We start from the raw sequence: 20865 nt of genomic DNA, 5'->3' as shown, positions 1-20865 counted from the left end.
GGTCCCGGAGCGGCATTTCCCTGCGTGGTCTTGCCCAACCCATGTTCCGGCTGACCGGCAGCAGAAACCGTCAGACGCCGGGGCTGTGCACTTTGCGTTATCGTCAGGCGATGAACACCCTTTTCCTCAAACTCGGCTGGCGCACGCTGCTGCGCGACCTGCGCGCCGGAGAACTGCGGCTGCTGATCGTCGCGGTGACGCTGGCAGTCGCAGCCCTGACGGCCGTCGGGTTTTTTGCGGACCGTCTCAAGGGGGGGCTGCAGCGCGACGCCCGCCAGCTCCTCGGCGGTGATGCCGTTTTGCGCAGCGACGGCATGACCCCCGAGGTGTTCATCGCCAAGGCGCGCAGCCTGGGCCTGCAAGTTGCCTCCACCGTGACCTTCCCGACCATGGGCCGAGCGAGCGAGGAAGACGGCGGCAGCAGCAAACTCGTGGCCTTCAAGGCGGTGCCAGAAGGTTATCCGCTGCGCGGCACCCTGCAGGTCGCAACCAGCCCCGAGGCTGTCGGCGCGGCCACCCGCGAGATTCCCGCCCCGGGCACGGCCTGGGCCGATGCATCGCTGCTCGATGCGCTGGGCCTGCGCATCGGCCAGCCCCTGCTGATGGGCGACGCGCGCTTCACCTTGGCGCGGGTGATTGTCCAGGAGCCGGACCGCGGCGGCGGTTTTGCCAATTTTTCACCACGCGTGATGATCAACAGTGCCGACCTGGCGGCCACCGGCCTGATCCAGCCGGCCAGCCGGACCAATTACCGCTTTGCCGTGGCCGGCAGCGATGCCGCGGTGAAGACCTTTGTCCAGTGGGCCACGCAGGAAATCAAGAAGGCCGACTTCCGCGGTGTGCGCATCGAGTCGCTGGAAACCGGCAGCCCCGAGATGCGCCAGACACTGGACCGTGCCGAAAAATTCCTCAATCTGGTGGCCTTGCTGGCCGCCCTGCTGAGCGCCGTGGCCGTGGCCATCGTGGCACGGGGCTTTGCAGCCAAACACCTGGACGACTGCGCCATGCTGCGCGTGCTGGGCCAGCCGCAATGCACCATCGCGCTGGCCTACACCTTTGAGTTCGTTCTGGCCGGCCTGGCAGCCAGTGCGCTCGGGGTGCTGATCGGTTTTGCCGTGCACTACGGTTTTGTGCTGCTGCTGGCCGGCCTGGTCGAAACCGCCTTGCCGGCGCCTACCTTCTGGCCGGTGGCGTTTGGCATGGGCATGGGGCTGACCCTGCTGCTCGCTTTCGGCCTGCCGCCGGTGTTGCAGCTGGCCCAGGTGCCGCCGCTGCGCGTGATCCGCCGCGATGTCGGCAACCTGCGTCCGGCCTCTCTCGCCGTGCTGCTGGTCGGGGTGCTCGGTTTTGCGGCCTTGCTGGTGGCCGCCAGCAGCGACCTCAAGCTTGGCCTGATTGCCGTCGGCGGTTTTGCCGGGGCCGTGGTGGTGTTTGCCGTGGCCAGCTTCGCGGCCGTCAAGCTGCTGCGCGTCAGCGTCAGCGAAACCACCGCGCCACGCTGGCTGGTGCTGGCCACACGCCAGCTGTCGGCCCGCCCCGGCTATGCCGTGGTGCAGGTCAGCGCGCTGGCGGTCGGCCTGCTGGCGCTGATGCTGCTAGTGCTGCTGCGTACCGATTTGATCAGCAGCTGGCGCCGCGCCACGCCGCCCGACGCGCCGAATCGTTTTGTCATCAATGTGCAACCCGAGCAGGGCGATGCATTCCAGCAGGCCCTGCGCGATGGCGGTGTCACGAAGTTTGACTGGTACCCCATGATTCGTGGCCGCCTGGTCGCGGTCAATGGCAAGGACGTCACCCCGGACGATTTCGAGGATGACCGCGCCAAGCGCCTGGTGGACCGCGAGTTCAATTTGTCCCATGCCGCGCAGCAGCCCTCGCACAACCAGGTGGTGGCCGGCCGCTGGACGGCCTACGAGGCCGGTGCCATCAGTGTCGAGGACGGGCTGGCCAAAACGCTGGGCCTCAAGCTGGGCGACAGCCTGCGTTTCGACATCGGCGGCCAACTCAGCGAGGCAAAAATCACCAGCCTGCGCAAGGTCGACTGGGGCTCCATGCGGGTCAACTTTTTCGTGATGTACCCGGTGGCGAAAATGACGGATGTGCCGGTGTCCTACATCAGCGCCTTCCGCGCGCCCGAGCGTGTGCCCTCGCAGGGCGGGGTGAAGCCGCGCAGCTTTGACAACGAACTGGTCAAGGCCTTTCCCAACATCACCAATGTCGACATGAGCAGCACCATCGCCCAGGTGCAGCGTGTGCTCGACCAGGTGATACGCGCGGTGGAGTACCTGTTCGGTTTCACGCTGGCCGCCGGCCTGGTGGTGCTGTTTGCGGCCATCACGGCGACGCGCGAAGAGCGCGCGCATGAGTTCGCCATCATGCGTGCCGTCGGGGCGCGCGCCTCGCTGCTGCGCCAGGTGCAGCGCGCCGAACTCGCCGGCGTCGGCCTGCTGGCCGGCTTCCTCGCGTCCATCGTCGCATTGGTGGTGGGCTGGGGCCTGGCGCGTTATGTGTTCGATTTCAGCTGGACCGGCTCCTGGACCGTGCCGCTGCTGGGCAGCCTCGCCGGCGCTGTGCTGGCGATGGCGGCGGGTTGGTGGGGCCTGCGCTCCGTGCTCAACACGCCCGTCGTGGAAACCTTGCGCAAGGCGCAATGAGCATGCAGGCCGAAGAAAAACCACCGGGTGCCGCGCCGTTCGCCACCCCCTTCGACTGGATAGGCGGCGAAGCGCGCGTGAAGGCGCTGGTGGACCGTTTTTACGACCTGATGGACCTGGAACCCGGCTACGCTGCATTGCGCGCAGCCCACGGCAGCGACCTGGCCAAGGCGCGGCAACACCTGTTCTGGTTCCTGTGCGGCTGGCTCGGTGGGCCGCAACACTACACCGAACGTTTTGGCCACCCCAAGCTGCGCCTGCGCCACATGCCTTTTGTCATCGGCATCCTCGAGCGCGACCAGTGGCTGGCCTGCATGGACCAGGCGATGGGCGAAACCGGTGTCGACCCAGCCCTGCGCGAGCGCTTGCAGACCTCATTTTTCCAGACCGCCGACTGGATGCGCAATTCGCCAGCCTAGGCGCCGTCCGGGAGGTTGCTATTTATTTGGTAGCTGCTTGCGCCCGCCCCACCTGGGCCACGGGCACTTTTGACTTCAAAAATCCCGCACACTGCTTCGCACCGCCATTTTTACCGGCATTTTCACTGGCATTTATCGGTGATATTGGCCTTCAGCCCTTGCGTGTCGTGCGCCAACAGCTCCTGAATTCATAGCAAAACGGGAAAATTCAGCTCTGCGCCAGCAGCACCACCAGCGCGCCGGCGCCGCCCTCGGCCGGCCGCGCCTGCACAAAGGCAATCACTTCCTGCTTCTGGATCAGCCAGCTCTGCACCCGGCCCTTGAGCACCGGCGTCTTGCCTGGCGAACCCAGTCCCTTGCCATGCACCACACGCACGCAGCGCATGCCGGCCTTGTGGGCCTCGCGAATGAAAGCCGAGAGCGCGTCACGCGCGTCCTCGCGGCGCAGGCCGTGCAGGTCGAGCTGGCGCTGGATGCTCCAGCCGCCGCGGCGCAGCTTGCGCACCACGTCCGGCCCCATGCCCGGGCGGCGAAAACTCAGCGCCTCGTCGGTGTCGAGCAGAGTTTCCACATCAAATTCGTCGGAAATGGCCTCGCGCATCACGGCCAGCTCGTCGCGCTGCTGCTGCACCGGAATCGGCGCGGGCTGGGCCGGTGCCAGCTGCGCCCGGTGGCCGGGCCGGTGCCGGGCTGGCAGCGCCTTGACCGGGCCGATGGCGCGTGAGAAAAGCTCCTTTTCGGCCTTTGCCTGCGCAGCGGCAGCCGCGCGTGCCGCCTTGAGTTCGGCCTCCTGCCGGGCCCGGGTTTCTATCTCGAGCTTGACGGCTTTCAGGCCCTTCAGGTCCTTGATGGCCGGTGGTCGGACTGCCATCAGAGCAGCCCCCGTTCCGCCATCGAGACGGCCTGCGTGCGGGTCACGACAAAATGGTCCAGCACCCGCACGTCCACCAGGGCCAGCGCGGCTTTGAGCGTCTGCGTCAGCGCCTCATCCGCACGCGAGGGCCGGGCTTCGCCGCTCGGGTGGTTGTGCGCCAGCACCACGCTGCCAGCGTGCAGGGCCAGCGCCCGCACCACCACCTCGCGCGGGTAGACGCTGGTTTGTGTCAGCGTGCCGCGAAACAGCTCTTCCAGCGCAATCAGCCGGTGCTGGCTGTCGAGAAACAGCACCGCAAAAATTTCATGCGGCCGGCTGCCGAGCTGCAGCTGCAGGTAGTCGCGCACGGCCTGCGGCGTGGAAAACAGCGGCTTGTCCTGCAGCTCCTGCGCCAGCGCCCGGCGCGCCAGTTCCAGCACCGCCACCAGTTCGGCGCGTTTGGCCGGCCCCAGGCCCTTGATGTTTTTGAGAGCTTCGTGCCCGGTGTGCAGCAGGCCGGCCACGCCGCCGAAAGTGTCCACCAACTCCTGGCCCATCTGCAGCGCGTTTTTGCCGGGAATGCCGCTGCGCAGCAACAGGGCCAGCAGCTCGGCATCGCTGAGCGCGCCGGGGCCTCTGGCCAGCAGCTTTTCGCGGGGGCGGGCGTCCTCGGGCAGGTCTTTGAGCAGCATGGCGAGGCTTTTGGGTGGGTTGACGGACAGACGGCGCGGGCTGGCAGGGCGGTAGCAGGGGTAAACCGGGGTGTTTTTTTTGTCCGTTCAGCACTTTCTACAATAGGGGCAGTTTACAAACAGTTGGCGGCCCGCCGGGCCGGCACCCGAAAGTCCTATGTCCACCGTGGAAACATCCGCTCCCCCCGTCGTTCAGCCCGGTTCTTTCCTGACCCTGCACTACCGCATGGCCGGGCCGTCCACGGACGGAAAACCAGGCGCCGACATCATCAACACCTTCGCGGGCAAGCCGGCCACCCTCAGCCTGGGCGCCGGCGAGCTGTCCCCCGCCATCGAACAGCGCCTGCTGGGCCTGCCGGAAGGCACGCGCACCAGCTTCGAGCTGGCCGCCGGCGAGGCTTTCGGCGAGCGCAACCCCGAGCTGGTGCAATGGGTGGCGCGCAAGCTGCTCAATGAGCTGGGCGACCCGCACGAGCAGTACAAGGTCGGTGATGTGGTGCAGTTCCCCACGCCCGACGGCATGGGCCAGTACGCAGGCAGCGTGCAGCAGGTCAAGGAGGAAGGCGACGCGGTGCAGTTCGACTTCAACCACCCGCTGGCCGGCCAGCCGGTGGTGTTTGAAGTTTTGGTGATTGGCGTTTTATGACTGACAACAAGGACATCAACGCAGAAGGACAATTTTCCGACGGGCCGCCCCTGGGAAAATCAACCCCTGTGTCAGGTGAAAGGGGCAGCGTAACGCCGGAGGCACGCGAAGCGACAAGCGTGGGGGCCAAGAACTCACCCCAGGAAATCATCCTCGCCGAGCCGCGCGGCTTCTGCGCCGGCGTGGACCGCGCGATTGAAATCGTCGAGCGCGCGCTTGGCAAGTTCGGCGCGCCGATTTATGTGCGCCACGAAATCGTGCACAACACCTATGTGGTCAACGAGCTCAAGGACAAAGGCGCGATCTTCATCGAAGACCTGGACGATGTGCCCGCCGGCGCTACTCTGGTGTTCAGCGCCCACGGAGTCAGCAAGGCCACGGAGCGCGAGGCCGAAGCGCGCGGCTTCCGGATTTTTGACGCCACCTGTCCGCTGGTGACCAAGGTGCACGTCGAAGTGGCCAAGCTCAACAAGGAAGGTTACGAGTTCATCATGATCGGCCACAAGGGCCACCCCGAGGTCGAGGGCACCATGGGCCAGCTCGACAGCGGCATTCATCTGGTGGAAGACGTGGCCGACGTGGCACGCATCCAGCCCGCGCAGACCGAAAAACTTGCAGTGGTGACGCAGACCACGCTGAGTGTGGACGACGCCGCCGAGATCAGCGCCGCGGTGAAGGCGCGTTTCCCCAACGTGCGCTCGCCCAAGCAGCAGGACATCTGTTACGCCACGCAGAACCGGCAGGACGCCGTCAAGATCATGAGCCCGCAGGTCGACATCCTGATCGTGGTCGGCAGCCCGACCAGCTCCAACAGCAACCGCCTGCGCGAGCTGGCCGTCAAGCTCGGCACCGAGGCCTACATGGTGGACGACGCCACCGAGCTCAAGCCCGAGTGGTTCGAGGGCAAAAGCCGCGTCGGCCTGACTGCCGGGGCGTCTGCGCCCGAGATCCTGGTCAAGCAGGTGATCGACCGCATCAAGGCGCTGGGGGCGGTGTCGGTTCGAAAGATGGCCGGCATCGAGGAGACGCTCAAGTTTCCGCTGCCCAAGGGGCTCAAGCTGCATGGCTCCGCGCTGGACGCCATCGGCAGTGATTTGCATGCCGAGTCCTAGGCCCGGTATGCCAGATATGTCCTATCGCTATCAAATTGAGAGCTGTCAGCGCACATTCCATAAGGGCTACAGCCACTTTATTCGTCAAACCCCGGTATGGAAGCTGCCCGGCAAGGCCCTCGGCGTGGACTGCGCCGAAGTCTGGCTCAAACTCGAGCAGCTGCAGACCGGCGGCAGCTTCAAGGCGCGCGGCATGCTCAACCGCCTGCTGTCCAACCCCATCCCGCCCAGTGGCGTGATTGTGGCGTCGGGCGGCAACGCCGGCATTGCCACCGCGGCCGCCGCGCGTGAGCTCGGTGTGCGCTGCGAGGTGTTTGTGCCCGAGGTGTCCAGCCCGGCCAAACGCGCCAAGCTGGCCGCCCTGGGCGCCGAGGTGGTGGTCACCGGCGCGGCTTACTCGGAAGCGCTGCAGGCCTGCCTGGCGCGCCAGCAGCAAACCGGCGCGCTGCTGACCCATGCTTACGACCAGAGCGAAGTGGTGGTCGGCGCCGGCACGCTGGCGCTGGAGATCGAACAGCAGGCCGGCCTGCCCGACGCCGTGCTGGTCAGCGTCGGTGGCGGCGGCCTGATCGCCGGGGTGGCGAGCTGGTTCGAGCAGCGCGCCCGCGTGGTTGCACTCGAGCCCGAACTGGCGCCCACGCTGTTCAAGGCGCGTGAAGCCGGGCAGCCGGTCGACGTGGCCGTCAGCGGTGTGGCTGCCGACTCGCTCGGCGCCAAACGTATTGGCGACCTGGCCTGGGCGGCCACCCAGGCGCATGTGCGTGATGCGCTGCTGCTCAGCGACGACGCCATCCGGGCCGCCCAGCTGTGGCTGTGGAAGGAGCTCAGGCTGGCAGTGGAGCCGGCCGCGGCCTTGCCGCTGGCTGCGCTGCACAGCGGCGCCTATCTGCCGCGGCCGGACGAAAAAGTCTGCCTGATCATCTGCGGCGCCAACCTCGACCCGGCCAGCCTGAACTGAACCCCGCCCCGGTGGCCGGCCTGCCGCGGCACAAAATACAATGAGCCCATGCTAGACATCAACCTGCTCCGTAAAGACCTGCCCTCGGCTATTCGCCGGCTGGAAACCCGCAAAAGCCCCCAAGCCTTCCTGAACGTGGAAGCCTTCCAGGCGCTGGAGGCCGAGCGCAAGGCCTTGCAGATCAGGACGGAGGAGCTGCAGAACCAGCGCAACACCCTGTCCAAACAGATCGGCCAGCTCAAGTCCAAAGGCGAAGACGCCAGCGCCGTGATGGCGCAGGTGAGCAGCTCCAAGATCGAGCTCGAAGCCTCCAGCGTCCGGCTCGAGCAGATCCAGGCCGAGATGCAGGCGCTGCTGCTGGCCGTGCCCAATCTGCCGCATGAAAGCGTGCCGCAGGGCGCGGGCGAAGCCGGCAACGTTGAAGTGCGCAAATGGACGCCGGTGGAAGGCTGGGGTGGCGAGCCACCGGCTTATGCCTTTGAAGTGAAAGACCATGTGGACCTGGGCCAGCCGCTAGGGCTGGACTTCGAACTCGGCACCAAGCTCACCGGTTCTCGCTTCACCGTCATGCAGGGACAGCTGGCGCGTTTGCATCGGGCGCTGTCGCAGTTCATGCTCGATGTGCAGACGGCCGAACACGGCTACACCGAGTGTTATGTGCCCTACATCGTCAATGGCGACTCCCTGCGCGGCACCGGCCAGTTGCCCAAGTTTGAAGAAGACCTGTTTGCCGCCAAAAAGGGCGGGCAGGAAGGTGCAGCAGAAGCCGAAAGCACGGCGCTCTATTTGATTCCTACCAGCGAAGTACCACTGACCAACTTTGTGCGCGACGAGGTGCTGCCCGAGGCGCAGTTGCCGCTCAAATTCACCGCGCATACGCCGTGCTTCCGGTCAGAGGCCGGCAGCTACGGCCGCGACACCCGCGGCATGATCCGCCAGCACCAGTTCGACAAGGTCGAGATGGTGCAGATCGTGCACCCCGACCACAGCTACGACGCACTCGAGGCCATGACCGGTCACGCCGAAGCCATCCTGCAAAAGCTGGGCCTGCCTTACCGCGTGATGCTGCTGTGCACCGGCGACATGGGCTTCGGCGCCAGCAAGACCTACGACCTGGAAGTCTGGCTGCCGGGCCAGAACGCCTACCGCGAAATCAGCTCTGTCTCCAACTGCGAAGCCTTCCAGGCCCGCCGCCTGCAGGCCCGCTTCAAGAACGCCCAGGGTAAAAACGAATTTGTGCACACCCTCAACGGTTCCGGCCTGGCCGTGGGCCGCACGCTGGTCGCGGTGCTGGAAAACTACCAGTGCGAAGACGGCAGCATTGCGGTGCCGGCTGCCCTGCAGCCTTACATGGGCGGCATCACGGTACTGGCACCGCCCGCTCGCTGACCGGTTCGCCAGCCTGCTAGAATTGCGGTTCGATTTAGGAGAGGTGGCAGAGTGGCCGAATGTACCTGACTCGAAATCAGGCGTACCGCAAGGTACCGTGGGTTCGAATCCCACCCTCTCCGCCAAGGATTCGTTTTATACAGTCCAGCATGGACCCCTAAAAGCCCCGCAAACCCAGTGTTGACGGGGCTTTTTTGCATCCGGGCGCCGGAGAAGTTGGCTCCTGAATGGAGGATTTGCCGTGATCGGGGTGGCGCGGCGGATACATCGTCGTGCCCGCCGCTAAACTCCAGCCATGGATTCCGCCGCCCCGCTTTTACCCGGTGACAGCCGCCATGTCGTGGCGGACATCGCCGCGCGTGATGACTGGGTGGATGCCAAGCTGACGCGCAACTTCATGCGCAATGCGCGGCCGGCGCTCAATTCAGCTGCGCTGGTGATTCCCGTCATCGTGCTTGTCCTCTACAACAACGTCAACCACTTCGCTTTGCTGAGCTGGACGCTGGCGGCCGTGCTGCTCATGGTGATGCGCTTCCAGGTGGTGCGGATCTACCAGCGCGACTATGCGGGTTCGGGCATCGACCGGCAGCGGGCCTTCATTGCACGTTATGGCTGGACCTGGACCCTGGGGGCCGTGGTCTGGGGCTCGTCGATGTTCCTGTACTTTCGCAAGGCGCCGGACTTTGACCAGTTCATCTGCCTGATCGTGCTGGTGGGCATGGCGGGTTTTTCGGTGGGGGCGTTTGCCGCGTGCCTGCGCTGTTTCATGGGGTACATCAACGGGCTGGCTTACACCATCCTGGCCGCGATGGCCTGGAGCGTGGCGGTAGAGCGGCCCTTTCCCGGCACTGTGACGACCTATGCACTGGTGCTGCTGGTGCTGATCTACTGGTCGGCGGTGCGCATGGCTGGGCAACGCCTGCACCGCGTGCAGCGTTCCAACCTGGAGCTGCAGTTTGCCAATGCGCAGCTGATCGCCTCGCTGACCGACAAGACACGCACGGCGCTGGAGGCGGTCGAGGCGAAAAACCGGTTCATCGCCAGTGCCGCCCATGATTTGCGTCAGCCTGTGCATGCCCTGAGCCTGTATGCCGACTGGCTACGCGCCGAGCCGGAACTGGTGTTGCAGATCACACCCAAAATTGTGCAGTCCACGCAGGCCGTCAATGAGCTTTTCAACTCGCTGTTTGATCTGGCCAAGCTCGATGCGAGCGTGGTCGAGGTGAACTGGCAGCGGGTGGACCTGCCGTCGATGGTCGGGGAGCTGGAGATGCAGTACGCCCCGCTGGCCAGGGAGAAGGGGCTGGACCTGCGCAGCCATGTGCTGGCGGGGGCGGTGCGCTCCGACCCGGTGCTGCTCAAGCGCCTGCTTGGCAACCTGCTGTCCAACGCGATCCGCCATACCGAGCGGGGTGGCGTGCTGTTGGCGGTTCGCCCGGGTGAGGACGGCTGGCGTGTGGAGGTGTGGGATACCGGCGTGGGCGTGGCACCGGAGCACCAGCAGGCGATTTTCCAGGAGTTTTACCGCGTGGCCAGGCACAACGGCACCGAGGAAGGCTTCGGGCTGGGCCTGGCCATTGTCACGCGTTTGTGTGGCGCCTTGAACCACCGCCTGAGCATGCAGTCACGGCCTGGGCAGGGCACGGTGTTCCGGCTCGACATGGAGGCCTTTGACGAAGGGGAGGTCGCTCGCGGGCGGCCGGACATTCACCACTGAAGCGGCGCCCGGGCTCCGAGGCCCGAGCAGGCTTTAGAGCAGGCCCTGCGTGCGGGCCAGGTGGCTGGCCTGTGAGCGGCTCTTGACGTTGAGCCTGCGAAACAGCCGCCACAAATGAACTTTCACCGTGTGTTCGCTGATCTGCAGCTCGGCGGCAATGTCGCGGTTGCTCATGCCTTTGTCCAGCATCACCAGCAACTGCTTCTGGCGTTTGGACAGTTTCTCGGGTTCGGTGCTGGCTTCCGGGTCGGCGCTGTCGTCCAGAAAAGTTTTCAGAACCTTGGCGATCTCGGTCGCACCGACAGATTTTTCAATGTAGACATCGGCGCCGGCTTCCAGCGAGAGGTCCTGGTAGTCCTGTGCCGGAGCGGCTGACAACACGACGATGGGCACCTCGGGAAACTGCTGACGCACCTCCCGCACGCCGGACACGCCATGGGTGTCCGGCAGTTTGAGGTCGAGGCAGATGATGTCCGGAATGCCATGCTGTTCCACAGCCGCGCCAATGGCCGCCAGCCTGTCCAGCTCGATGACGCTCGCTTTTGTATGCAGACGGCGAATAAGCATCACCACCGCTTCGCGCATGAGTGGATGGTCATCAATGACAAAAATACGCATGGGGCCTGCTGGTGAGAGTGTGAAAGACTGTCAATAACTGGAACAAAAAGTAAGCTTACCTGCTGACTGTCAAGTTGGCGAGGAAACGATAGATTCTAAGTCCGGAACTAGTTCACGTTTCAGTGCTAAAAACGCATCCTTTTTCATTACTCGTCAACCTGATACTCCGGCTGCAGGAGGTGTTTTGACAGCCGCGTTCCGATCGTCAGGACCGCGCTTCGACCAGCTGTTGCAAGGCCAGATCCAGTGCTGGCGCGGTGATTCCGGACAGAGGCTGCAGTTTGTCCCGCAATCCGTCGAGTGCGCTGGCGCCGTGGGTCTGCAGCAGGCCAATCGCCTGCGCGGCCTCCTTGGGGGCGTCGAAGCCGTGGCTTTGCAGCAACAGCTGTCCCTGGGAATCGACCAGCTTGAAATGAAACTTGCCGTCCGCTTCGCGGTATTGCTTGAAGACCGGCAGGGAGGCCTTGGCGGCCTTCTCTTGGGGGGCGGCGCTTGCCCGGGCACCCAGGTTGCGCAGGCCCACCGCGTGGCGCAGTTCCCGCAGGAAGGGCGCTGCCAGCTGGCGTGCCTTGTCGGCGCCGGCCTGCAGGATGGTTTCTATCCTGGCGGGGTCCTTCATCAGCGCCTCGTACTGGGCGCGCATGGGCGCCACTTCCTGGTCAATCCGCTCGAACAGGAGCTGCTTGGCGTCACCCCACGCAATCCCTTCGTTGTAGGCCTGGCGCAGCGCGGCGGTCTCAAGCTCGCTGGCAAAGGCCTGGTAAATCTGGAACAGGGCCGAGCCTTCAACGTCCTTGGGCTCGCCCGGTGCGCGCGAGTCGGTGACGATGCCGGCGATGAGTTTTTTCAGCTGCTCGCGCGGCGTGAACAGCGGGATGGTGTTGTCGTAACTCTTGCTCATCTTGCGGCCATCCAGGCCGGGCAGCAGTGCCACCGATTCCTCAATCAGCGCCTGCGGCAACACAAAGTGTTCACCATACAGATGGTTGAAACGCTGCGCCATGTCGCGCGCCATCTCGATGTGCTGAATCTGGTCGCGGCCGACCGGCACGTGGTGCGCCTTGAACATCAGGATGTCGGCGCCCATCAGTACCGGGTACATGAACAGGCCCGCGCTGACGTCGGCATCCGGGTCGTTGCCGGCTGCCGTGTTCTTGTCCACCGATGCCTTGTACGCGTGGGCACGGTTGAGCACCCCTTTGGCCGTCACGCAGGTCAGCAGCCAGGTGAGTTCGGGAATCTCGGGGATGTCGGACTGGCGGTAAAAGGTCACGCGCTCCGGGTCCAGCCCGGCGGCCAGCCAACTGGCAGCGATCTCCAGCGTCGAGCGCTGGATGCGCGCGGGCTCGTCGCACTTGATCAGCGCGTGGTAGTCGGCCAGGAAATAAAAGCTCTCTGCGCCGACGCCTGTGCTGGCTGCGACGGAGGGCCGGATCGAACCGACATAGTTGCCCAGGTGCGGCGTGCCGGTGGTGGTGATGCCGGTGAGAAAGCGTTGGGGCGAAGGCGAAGTGGCGGGGCGCACGGCGGGGTCGGAAGGCTTGGTTGTCATCATTTGTCCAGGGTCATTGCACCAGCATCGCCAGAGGCGTCAGCACGATTTCAAGAAGGGCGTAGGTCAGCGTCATCAGCGGCCGCATCCACAGGTTGGTGATCACGCCGGCAATCACCAACGCCATCACGATGAAGAACCCCCAAGGCTCCACGCGCGAGACCAGCATGGCTTGTTTCCACGGCAACAGGCCCACCAGTACACGACCTCCGTCGAGCGGCGGCAAGGGAAACAGGTTGAACACCAGCATCACCACATTGACCAGAATGCCGGCCTGGCACATCTTGATGAAAAACGGCTCGGTGATGGCCGCGCCCTGCAGCAGGTAGAGCGCAATTCCCCACAGCAGGGCCTGGGCCAGATTGGCGCCCGGACCGGCCAGCGCCACCCAGACCATGTCGCGCTTGGGGTTGCGCAGCTTGCCGAACTGCACCGGCACCGGCTTGGCATAACCGAACAAAAAGGCGCCCGAGGTCGCAAAGTAAAGCACCAGCGGCATCAGGATGGTTCCCACCGGGTCAATGTGCTTGAGCGGGTTGAGCGTCACGCGGCCCAGCATCCAGGCGGTGTTGTCGCCGAAATGCCGGGCCACATAACCGTGCGCCGCCTCGTGCACGGTGATGGCAAACAGCACGGGAAGTGCGTAGATGGCGACGGTTTGAATCAGGTTGGCGATATCCATGAATGGATTGTCTCAGAGGATGGTGCCCCCACGGTCGCTCGCTGCGTGTACTGCGCTGCCCCCAGGGGGGTCTCTTCAGACCAGCCGGGGCCGCGGGCGTAGCGGCCCCTCTTCCAGTGCAAGGGGCAGGGAGCTGCCGCTGGCTCGCAGTGAGCGACCGTGGGGGCTCTACAAGCCGAGCGCAGCCAGGTCACCGCGCCCCTGCCGCACCACCACCGGCTCGCCGCCCTGGCCCATGGGGGTCAGGTCGATCACCGTGGTGGCTTCCTTGGGGCAGGCGCCGGCATCAATGACCGCCGCCAGGTCGTGCTCCATGTGGTCGCGGATCTCGCTGGCGTCGTTCAGCGGCTCGGTCTGACCAGGTGGAATCAGCGTGGTGGCCAGCAGCGGCGCGCCGTGCAGCTCCAGCAGGCATTGCAGGGTTTTGTGCCCCGGCACACGCAGGCCGATGGTCTTGCGCGAGGGGTGGCTCAGGCGCCGCGGCACTTCCTTGCTGGCTTCGAGGATGAAGGTGTAGGGCCCCGGCGTGGCGGCCTTGATCAGGCGGAATTGCCTGTTGTCGACGCGTGCGTAGTTGGCCAGTTCGCTGAGGTCGCGGCACAGCAGGGTCAGGTGGTGTTTGTCGTCCACGCCGCGGATGCGGCGCAGGCTGTCGGCAGCGGCTTTATCGTCAAGGTGGCAGACCAGCGCGTAGCTGGAGTCCGTAGGCACGGCCACGACCGCGCCGCGCGTCAGCAGCGCCACCGCCTGCCTGAGCAGGCGCACTTGCGGGTTGTCAGGGTGAATCTCGAAATACTGGGCCATGGGGTGTGTTCCGCAATGATGTCAGGACTCGGCCGGCCGCACACTGAACTCTCTCAGCGCCCGGCTTTCGCGCGCCGTCAGCCAGGCCCCCAGCGCGCCGCAGATGGCAATCATCAGCATGCCGATCATGGACCAGCCGTCCGGCACATGCGAAAAGGCCATCCAGCCGCCGACCATCGCAAAGGCGATCTGCGCGTACAGGTAGGGCGTGAGGGTGGCGGCCGGCGCCCGCATGTAACCCAGAATCAGCATGAAATGGCCGACGGTGGCCGCCACACCCATCAACAGCAGCCAGCCCCACAGTGACCACGAGGGCAGGGTGATCCAGACAAAAGGCAGGGCCAGCGAGGCCAGCAGCGTGCCGACCCAGCCGGTGTACAGGTGCATGGTGATCGGGTCTTCGGTTTTGGCCAGTCGGCTGGTGAGCACCTGGAAGCCGGTGTTGGTCGCCACCATGCCCAGCGGCAGCAACAGCGTCCAGGTGAAGTCTTCGCCGCCGGGACGGATGATGATGAGCGTGCCGGCAAATCCGCCCAGCACCAGCGACCAGCGCAGTGCCGAGACTTTTTCCCCGAGCGCGGTGGCGGCCAGCAGGGTGATGAGCAGGGGCACGATGGCGCCGATGGCGGTGAACTCGGCCACCGGCATGTACTTGAGGCTCAGGAAGGCGAACAGGCTGCTGCACAGCAGCAGCAGGCCACGCAGGCACTGGAATTTCGGGTGGGCGGTGCGCAGCACGCTCAGGCCGCGCAGCGGCAGCACCACGGCCGTGGTGGCCAGCGCCTGGAAAAAGTAGCGAAACCACAGGGCCATCAACAGCGGCACGCTGGCACTGACAAACTTGGTGGTGGTGTCCAGCGTTGCAAAAAAGGCGGTGGCAGCAATCACCAGCGCAATGCCTGCAAGGGCTGAAGGTGTGCGGCTCACAGGATGCGGTCTTCCAGGATCTCCCAGACGGGCGTGAGGTGGCCGGGCAAAAAGGGCAGGGTGCCCAGGTCGGTGTGGCTTTCGTCGGGGCTGTGGAAGTCGCTGCCGCGCGAGGCGGCCAGGCCGAACTCCTGGGCGGTTTCGGCGTATTTCACGTATTCCTGCGTGCTGTGGCTGCCGGTCACGACCTCCACGGCCTGCCCGCCATGGGACTTGAACTCGGTGAACAGCGCGTATTCTTCGTTGGGAGTGAATTTGTAGCGCCCCGGGTGGGCGATCACTGCCACGCCTTTGGCGCTGGTGATCCAGGTCACGGCGTCCTGCAAGCTGGCCCAGCGGTGCGGCACGTAGCCGGGTTTGCCTTCGGTCAGGTACTTGCGAAACACCTCGGAGGTTTCCTTGCAGACACCGGTTTCCACCAGGAAGCGCGCAAAGTGGGTGCGCGAGATCAGGTCCGGGTTGCCGACAAACTTCAGTGCGCCTTCGTAGGCGCCGTGAATGCCTGCTTTGGCCAGCGAGTCGGACATTTCCATGGCGCGCTGTTCGCGGCCGCCACGCGTCTTGCGCAGGCCCTGCTGCATGGCCGCGTCGTCGGGGTCGAATCCGAGGCCGACGATGTGCACGGTTTCACCGGCAAACGTCACAGAAATTTCCGTGCCGGTCAGGTAGTGCATGCCCTGCGCCCGGGCCGCGGCGGCGGCGCGGTGCTGGCCGCCGATTTCGTCGTGGTCGGTCAGGGACCAGAGTTCGACGCCGTTGGTTTTGGCCCGCTCGGCCAGCGCTTCAGGGGTCATGGTGCCGTCGGACACCACGGAGTGACAGTGCAGATCAGCGTTCAGGATGTTTTTGAGGGTCACCGCTTCATTTTAGGCTTTATGCCCTGCTGGCGTGGCGCGCCGTGTCATGGCCTACCATGGCAACACTTCCTGAACTTCACCGGATGCTCCCATGATCACTGTCCATCACCTCAATCACTCCCGCTCGCAACGCATCCTCTGGTTGCTCGAAGAACTGGGCGTTGACTACGAGATCCAGCGTTACGAGCGCGACCCCCAAACCATGCTGGCGCCCGCGGCCCTGCGCGCCGTGCATCCGCTGGGCAAGTCGCCGGTCATCACCGACGGTGAGCTGACCCTGGCCGAGTCGGGGGCCATCATCGACTATCTGGTGGAGCGTTACGGAGCCGGAAAATTCTCTCCGGCGCCCGGAACGCCGGCGCGGCTGCGCTACACCTACTGGCTGCACTACGCCGAGGGCTCGGCCATGTCGCCGCTGCTGCTCAAGCTGGTGTTCGACAAGATAGAAACCACGCCCATGCCGTTTTTTGCCAAACCGATCGCCAAGGCGATCAGCAGCAAGACCAAGGCGGCCTTCATCGAGCCGCAAATCAGGCAGCACCTGGATTATCTGGAGGGGGAATTGGGAAAGAGCACCTGGTTTGCAGGTGAAGCTTTCAGCGGTGCGGACATCCAGCTGAGTTTTGTGCTGGAGGCAGCGGCAGCGCGCGGCGGGCTGGACGCCAGCCGCCCGAAGCTGATGGCCTTTCTGGAGCGCATTCACGCGCGTCCGGCCTACCAGCGGGCCATTCAGCGCGGCGGGGAATACACCCTGCTGCACTGAAAATGTTCAAGTCTTTTGTGCCTTCAGCCCATGAAGGACGGGCGCAAGCAGCTATCAATTAAATAGCGTTGGTCGCGCCGGTGTGGATTTCAGCGGAAGCCGAAATAGGACAGGATGAAGCCAATGATGACGACCAGGCCGACGATGTAAATGATGGTGTTCATGTTGTTCCTCTGGGAGTTTTATGGAAGCACCGGCGGGTGCACCTTCTGTCCCAGATCATGGACCGGGCCGCGGCTTGCGACTGTAGGCATGCCCTGTCAGGGGTCGTCAGACAAAAGCTACAGCGCGGGACGCGCCGCGCAAGGCGCAGGCGGCGCCCCGGCTTGAGCTCAGGCCTGGCGCGTCACGCCTTGTTTTTCATGGAGCAGGTGTTCCAGCCGAACAGGGCGTAAGGCGGGCACCAGCCGATGGCGCCGGTGGCCAGGGGGACGACACCAATCCAGCCCCACAGGCCAACCGTGCCGGTGGCGGCCAGCCCGATCAGGACCAGGCCGAGGACGATGCGAAGGGTGCGGTCGATGCCGCCGACGTTGGATTTCATGGTGGGCTCCTTTGAAAAGCGGAAACAAAAGCTGACACCTGCATTGGGCGCCCCGGCGCGGCCCGGGTCTGTGACCTGGGTCACGCAGCGGCCTGTTGGGCCGTGCGGAACTCAGGCGTGCAGGGCCGCGGCCATGGCGCGGAGTGCAGCGCTGTCGCGGATGTGGATGTGCTCACGCGCCAGCTCCAACCAGCCCTCGCGCTCAAAGCGGCGCAACAGGCGCGAGACGATTTCGCGCACGGTGCCCAGCTCGTCGGCCAGCGCCTGGTGCGTCAGCGCCAGGTCCTGGCCACGGCCCAGCAGGGCTGCCGCCAGCCGCTGGTCCAGTCGCTGGAAGGCGACGGCGTCGATCAAGCCGGTGAGGTCGGCCATGCGTTCGGCAAACAGTCCCAGCACCGCATTGCGGAACACCGGGGTTTCCAGCCAGCGGGCAAACACCGGCGGGGCAATCAGCAGCAGGGTGGTGGGCTTGGTGGTCAGGCCCTGGGCCGACAGCGGCTGGCTGCGAAACAGGCAGGCGCTGGAGACCAGGCACAACTCGCCGGGGACCACCCGGTAGAGTTCCAGCGAACGCCCGTCGCCGGAATGGCGCGAGACCTTGATCTCGCCGCTGAGCACCAGCGGAAAACCCTGGCAGGGCGCGTTTTCATCGAACAGCACGGTGCCGGCCGGCACGCTGAGCGGGCCGGCCTCCGGCCCCAGCTCGGCCAGCGCGGGCACGACCTGGGCCAGGGCGGGGTACAAGACGAGGGGGTCGTTCATGGGATGACGCTCACTTCCGGGGGTGATGGTGATGGCAGGCTGCGCCGGCCTAAAGTGCTACCAAATAAATAGCTGCTCGCGTACGTCCTTGTTGGGCTGGAGGCCAAAATCACTCAAATTTCTGCTGCCTCCACCAGAAAACGCACACGTTTGATGCCCTGCCACTCGTCGGCATCGAGCCGGAAGGCCAGCTTGACTCGTGCCGGCAGCGACTCGGTGTGGCCGAACCAGATGCCGTCCACCGGCTGGCCCTGGTGCTTGAGCTTGAGCGACAGGTGTTTTTCGCCCACCAGCCGCTGCGAGATGACCTCGACCTCCTCGCTGAAGGTCGGCGCCGCAAAACCCTGGCCCCAGACCTCCTTGTGCAGCGTGTCCACCAGGTCGGCGCGCCGGTACTCGGGTGCCAGCGGGCCGTCGGTGTCGAGGCGGCGCAGCAAGGTGGCCGCGTCCAGCCACTCGTGCGCCACCTGCTGCAGCGCCTGCTCGAACACCTCGAAGTGTTCCTCGGCAATCGTGCAGCCGGCCGCCATCGCGTGGCCGCCAAAACGCAACAAGACGCCGGGGTGGCGTTTGGCCACCAGGTCCAGCGCGTCGCGCAGGTGAAAGCCGGCGATCGAGCGGCCCGAGCCCTTGAGTTCATGTTCCTTGCCCGGCGCCTGGCTGGCCGCAAACACAAAGGTCGGCCGGTGCAGCTTGTCCTTGATGCGCGAGGCCACGATGCCGACCACGCCTTCGTGAAAGTCGGGGTCGAAGATGGCAATCGCCGGTGGCGGCCCATATTCCCCGTGAGCGTCTTCGTCGATCATCGCGTCGGCGGCCAACTGGGCCTGCTCGCGCATGCCGGCCTCGATGTCACGCCGCTCACGGTTGATGCCGTCCAGGGTTTTGGCGAGTTCCCCGGCGCGGCCCGCGTCGTCGGTCAGCAGGCACTCGATGCCCAGCGTCATGTCGCTGAGCCGGCCGGCGGCGTTGATGCGCGGGCCGACGGCAAACCCGAAGTCGAAACTGGTCGCCACCGCCGCGACGCGGCCGGCGGCGGTGAACAGCGCCGCCAGACCAGCCGGCAGGGCGCCACTGCGTATGCGCTTGAGGCCTTGCGCCACCAGGCGGCGGTTGTTGGTGTCGAGTTTGACCACATCGGCGACCGTGCCGAGTGCCACCAGCGGGAGCAGGACATCCAGTTTGGGCTGATTGGCTGAATCAAACATGCCGCGCTTTCGCAGCTCGGCACGCAGCGCCAGCAACACATAAAACATCACGCCGACGCCGGCCATGGCCTTGCTCTCGAACGTGCAGCCGGGCTGGTTCGGGTTCACGATCACGTCGGCGTCGGGCAGCACGATGGCACCGTCTTTCAACGCCGGCAGGTGGTGGTCGGTCACCAGCACCTGCATGCCCAGCGCGCGTGCGCGCGCCACGCCGTCGATGCTGGCGATGCCGTTGTCCACCGTGACCAGCAGGTCGGCGCCCGTGGCCTTGACGCGCTCCGCAATGCTTGCGGTCAGCCCGTAGCCGTCAACCACGCGGTCCGGCACGATGTAGCCGACCTGGGTGGCGCCCAGCAGGCGCAGGCCGCGCAGCGCGACGGCACAGGCGGTGGCGCCGTCGCAGTCGTAGTCGGCCACCACGCAGATCTTCCTGTTCGCGGCGATGGCGTCAGCCAGCAGCACGGCGGCCTCCGCAGTGCCTTTCATGGACGCTGGCGGCAGCAGCCGGGCCAGACCGTCGTCGAGCTCGTCGGCGGTGCGCACCCCGCGCGCCGCATACAACTGCGCCAGCAAGGGGTGAACGCCAGCCTGCTGCAGCGCCCAGACGCTGCGCGGCGGTGCCTCACGTACTATTATTTTCATAGCTGCTCGAGCAGAGCAGACAAGGACTGCTGGCCAAAAAGACGTTTCATTCTGGAGAAGATTCCGGTTTTTGCGGTTTCGAAGGTGATGGCATGACGTTCACCGCACAGGCTCAGCCGGACCGTCGCGCCGCCTTGCTGCAGGGCGAGCAGCCGCGCGCCTTCGCCGGCATCAAGCGCCATCCAGGCTTGTGCGTAAGCGGCCCAGTCGTCGCTGAATGCGGCGTGGGCCAGGCTGCGCGAGAGCGTGGTGGCCGACTGCACTTTGGCATGGAAGGTATCAGGCAGGGCGCCGCTGCCGCTGATCCAGAAGGAGTTGACGGTCAGCTGCCTTTTGGCCGCACGCGCGTCGTTGACCGCATGGGTGTAAAGCAGCATCTGCATTTCGTTCTGCAGCAAACGCATTGCTTTGGCCCCCACGGTTTTCGCTTCGTGGAATACGCTGCCCCCCGAGGGGGCTGTTTCGGCTTGGGGCGGCCCGGCGCCGAAACGGGCCCCCACGCTTCCAGCGCCGGGCAGCCAGGGGTCCACATTGCGGCCCAGCACGCGGTCCAGCGAGGCACTGGGCAGGTGGCGAAACAGCTCGCCTTCGGCGAGCCAGCGTGTCGGGTCCGCATAGTGCAGCGTGATGCCGTAGGTCTCGAAGTAGGGCTGCATGGCCGCCAGCAGCGTGCGCGACTCGCCCTCCGCCAGGTCCAGCGCGGCCGGGTCGGTCATGGTGGCGTGTTCGCGGCCCATGGCCCAATGGCAAGGCGTGATGACCGCCCAGGCCCGGTCCGGGGGCGTGCCGCCGGCCTGCAGGTGCTGCCAGGCGGCCCAGGGGATCAGGCCGTCGGACGCGGGCAGGCCCAGCGCCCGGGCCAGCACCCGCTCGTGCGGCGGCGACAGCGAGCGCACATCGCCGCTGTCGGTGTGGACCGGCTGCATGCCCTGCAGCAACTTGCCAAAGTTGCGAAAAGCACCGGTTGGCATGGCCTGGACGGCAGGCAGCCAGTCGTCAGAAGCGCAGGCGGCAAAAGGCAACACCCCATGGTGTGAGGGCGGGGGGAGGGAGTCGGGCATGCCCC

The 20865-nt window shown here is 65.4% G+C and carries 20 protein-coding genes and 1 tRNA gene; 9 read left to right on the top strand and 12 right to left on the bottom strand.

Features of this window, described 5'->3' with window-relative positions; all coding sequences use genetic code 11:
* Positions 1–110 precede the first annotated feature (110 nt).
* Together PSV33_RS11260 and PSV33_RS11255 are read left to right on the top strand one after the other, a co-directional pair.
* Entirely contained in the window at positions 111–2654 is a 2544-nt protein-coding gene (locus PSV33_RS11260) for an FtsX-like permease family protein (RefSeq protein WP_300561712.1), read from the top strand.
* Between the two features lie 2 nt (positions 2655–2656).
* Positions 2657–3073, top strand: coding sequence for a group II truncated hemoglobin (locus PSV33_RS11255; RefSeq protein ID WP_300561710.1), 417 nt, complete (start codon positions 2657–2659; stop codon positions 3071–3073).
* 208 nt (positions 3074–3281) lie between these two features.
* On the opposite strand, the gene PSV33_RS11250 is transcribed toward PSV33_RS11255, so the two are convergent.
* Together PSV33_RS11250 and radC are read right to left on the bottom strand one after the other, a co-directional pair.
* Positions 3282–3944: a Smr/MutS family protein gene (locus PSV33_RS11250; protein WP_300561707.1), complete on the bottom strand. Its 663-nt coding sequence runs from the start codon at positions 3942–3944 to the stop codon at positions 3282–3284.
* Positions 3944–4618, bottom strand: a complete 675-nt coding sequence (gene radC, locus PSV33_RS11245; RefSeq protein WP_300561705.1) for a DNA repair protein RadC — start codon at positions 4616–4618, stop codon at positions 3944–3946. The genes PSV33_RS11250 and radC overlap by 1 nt, the downstream gene beginning before the upstream one ends.
* A gap of 157 nt (positions 4619–4775) precedes the next feature.
* Here radC and PSV33_RS11240 point away from each other — a divergent pair, with 157 nt between their 5' ends.
* The 6 genes from PSV33_RS11240 (at position 4776) to PSV33_RS11215 (ending at position 10440) form a co-directional block, all read left to right on the top strand.
* Positions 4776–5264: an FKBP-type peptidyl-prolyl cis-trans isomerase gene (locus tag PSV33_RS11240; RefSeq protein WP_300561703.1), complete on the top strand. Its 489-nt coding sequence runs from the start codon at positions 4776–4778 to the stop codon at positions 5262–5264.
* Between the two features lie 119 nt (positions 5265–5383).
* Positions 5384–6376: a 4-hydroxy-3-methylbut-2-enyl diphosphate reductase gene (gene ispH / locus PSV33_RS11235; protein WP_300561701.1), complete on the top strand. Its 993-nt coding sequence runs from the start codon at positions 5384–5386 to the stop codon at positions 6374–6376.
* Positions 6377–6392: 16 nt separating this feature from the next.
* A complete protein-coding gene (locus PSV33_RS11230) occupies positions 6393–7334 on the top strand; it encodes a threonine/serine dehydratase (protein ID WP_300561699.1) in 942 nt (313 codons plus the stop codon).
* Between the two features lie 48 nt (positions 7335–7382).
* Positions 7383–8723: a serine--tRNA ligase gene (gene serS, locus PSV33_RS11225; RefSeq protein WP_300561698.1), complete on the top strand. Its 1341-nt coding sequence runs from the start codon at positions 7383–7385 to the stop codon at positions 8721–8723.
* Positions 8724–8760: 37 nt separating this feature from the next.
* A tRNA-Ser gene (locus tag PSV33_RS11220) sits at positions 8761–8848 on the top strand.
* Between the two features lie 170 nt (positions 8849–9018).
* Positions 9019–10440 (top strand): ATP-binding protein, encoded by a 1422-nt coding sequence (locus PSV33_RS11215; protein ID WP_300561696.1) that lies wholly within the window; start codon positions 9019–9021, stop codon positions 10438–10440.
* Between the two features lie 33 nt (positions 10441–10473).
* Here PSV33_RS11215 and PSV33_RS11210 read toward each other — a convergent pair whose 3' ends face one another.
* The 6 genes from PSV33_RS11210 to PSV33_RS11185 form a co-directional block, all read right to left on the bottom strand.
* Positions 10474–11058, bottom strand: a complete 585-nt coding sequence (locus PSV33_RS11210; RefSeq protein ID WP_300561694.1) for a response regulator transcription factor — start codon at positions 11056–11058, stop codon at positions 10474–10476.
* A 205-nt stretch (positions 11059–11263) separates the two neighbouring features.
* Positions 11264–12610 (bottom strand): tryptophan--tRNA ligase, encoded by a 1347-nt coding sequence (locus PSV33_RS11205; protein ID WP_300561692.1) that lies wholly within the window; start codon positions 12608–12610, stop codon positions 11264–11266.
* A 13-nt stretch (positions 12611–12623) separates the two neighbouring features.
* Positions 12624–13292: a site-2 protease family protein gene (locus tag PSV33_RS11200; protein ID WP_300561690.1), complete on the bottom strand. Its 669-nt coding sequence runs from the start codon at positions 13290–13292 to the stop codon at positions 12624–12626.
* A 168-nt stretch (positions 13293–13460) separates the two neighbouring features.
* A complete protein-coding gene (locus PSV33_RS11195) occupies positions 13461–14096 on the bottom strand; it encodes an L-threonylcarbamoyladenylate synthase (RefSeq protein ID WP_300561688.1) in 636 nt (211 codons plus the stop codon).
* 21 nt (positions 14097–14117) lie between these two features.
* Positions 14118–15023 (bottom strand): DMT family transporter, encoded by a 906-nt coding sequence (locus PSV33_RS11190; protein ID WP_300561685.1) that lies wholly within the window; start codon positions 15021–15023, stop codon positions 14118–14120.
* The gene (locus PSV33_RS11185; protein WP_300561682.1) at positions 15020–15880 is read right to left on the bottom strand and encodes a 3',5'-nucleoside bisphosphate phosphatase; all 861 of its coding nucleotides are present in this window, start codon (positions 15878–15880) and stop codon (positions 15020–15022) included. The genes PSV33_RS11190 and PSV33_RS11185 overlap by 4 nt, the downstream gene beginning before the upstream one ends.
* 91 nt (positions 15881–15971) lie before the next feature.
* On the opposite strand from PSV33_RS11185, the gene PSV33_RS11180 reads away from it, so the two are divergent.
* Entirely contained in the window at positions 15972–16643 is a 672-nt protein-coding gene (locus PSV33_RS11180) for a glutathione S-transferase (protein ID WP_300561680.1), read from the top strand.
* A gap of 346 nt (positions 16644–16989) precedes the next feature.
* On the opposite strand, the gene PSV33_RS11175 is transcribed toward PSV33_RS11180, so the two are convergent.
* The 4 genes from PSV33_RS11175 to PSV33_RS11160 all read right to left on the bottom strand — a co-directional run bounded on the left by PSV33_RS11175 (position 16990) and on the right by PSV33_RS11160 (position 20860).
* A complete protein-coding gene (locus PSV33_RS11175) occupies positions 16990–17187 on the bottom strand; it encodes a DUF2892 domain-containing protein (protein ID WP_300561677.1) in 198 nt (65 codons plus the stop codon).
* A 111-nt stretch (positions 17188–17298) separates the two neighbouring features.
* Positions 17299–17949 (bottom strand): Crp/Fnr family transcriptional regulator, encoded by a 651-nt coding sequence (locus PSV33_RS11170; protein WP_300561675.1) that lies wholly within the window; start codon positions 17947–17949, stop codon positions 17299–17301.
* Between the two features lie 113 nt (positions 17950–18062).
* On the bottom strand, positions 18063–19799 hold the full coding sequence (gene recJ, locus PSV33_RS11165) for a single-stranded-DNA-specific exonuclease RecJ (RefSeq protein WP_300561672.1): 1737 nt from the start codon (positions 19797–19799) through the stop codon (positions 18063–18065).
* Entirely contained in the window at positions 19796–20860 is a 1065-nt protein-coding gene (locus tag PSV33_RS11160) for a hypothetical protein (RefSeq protein WP_300561669.1), read from the bottom strand. Before PSV33_RS11160 ends, recJ begins: the two co-directional genes overlap by 4 nt.
* Positions 20861–20865: the final 5 nt, after the last annotated feature.

Source organism: Polaromonas sp., assembly GCF_029945895.1.
Lineage (GTDB): Bacteria > Pseudomonadota > Gammaproteobacteria > Burkholderiales > Burkholderiaceae_C > Polaromonas.
Note: the sequence above shows the minus strand (reverse complement) of the source record. Positions and strands in the feature narration are given on the sequence as shown.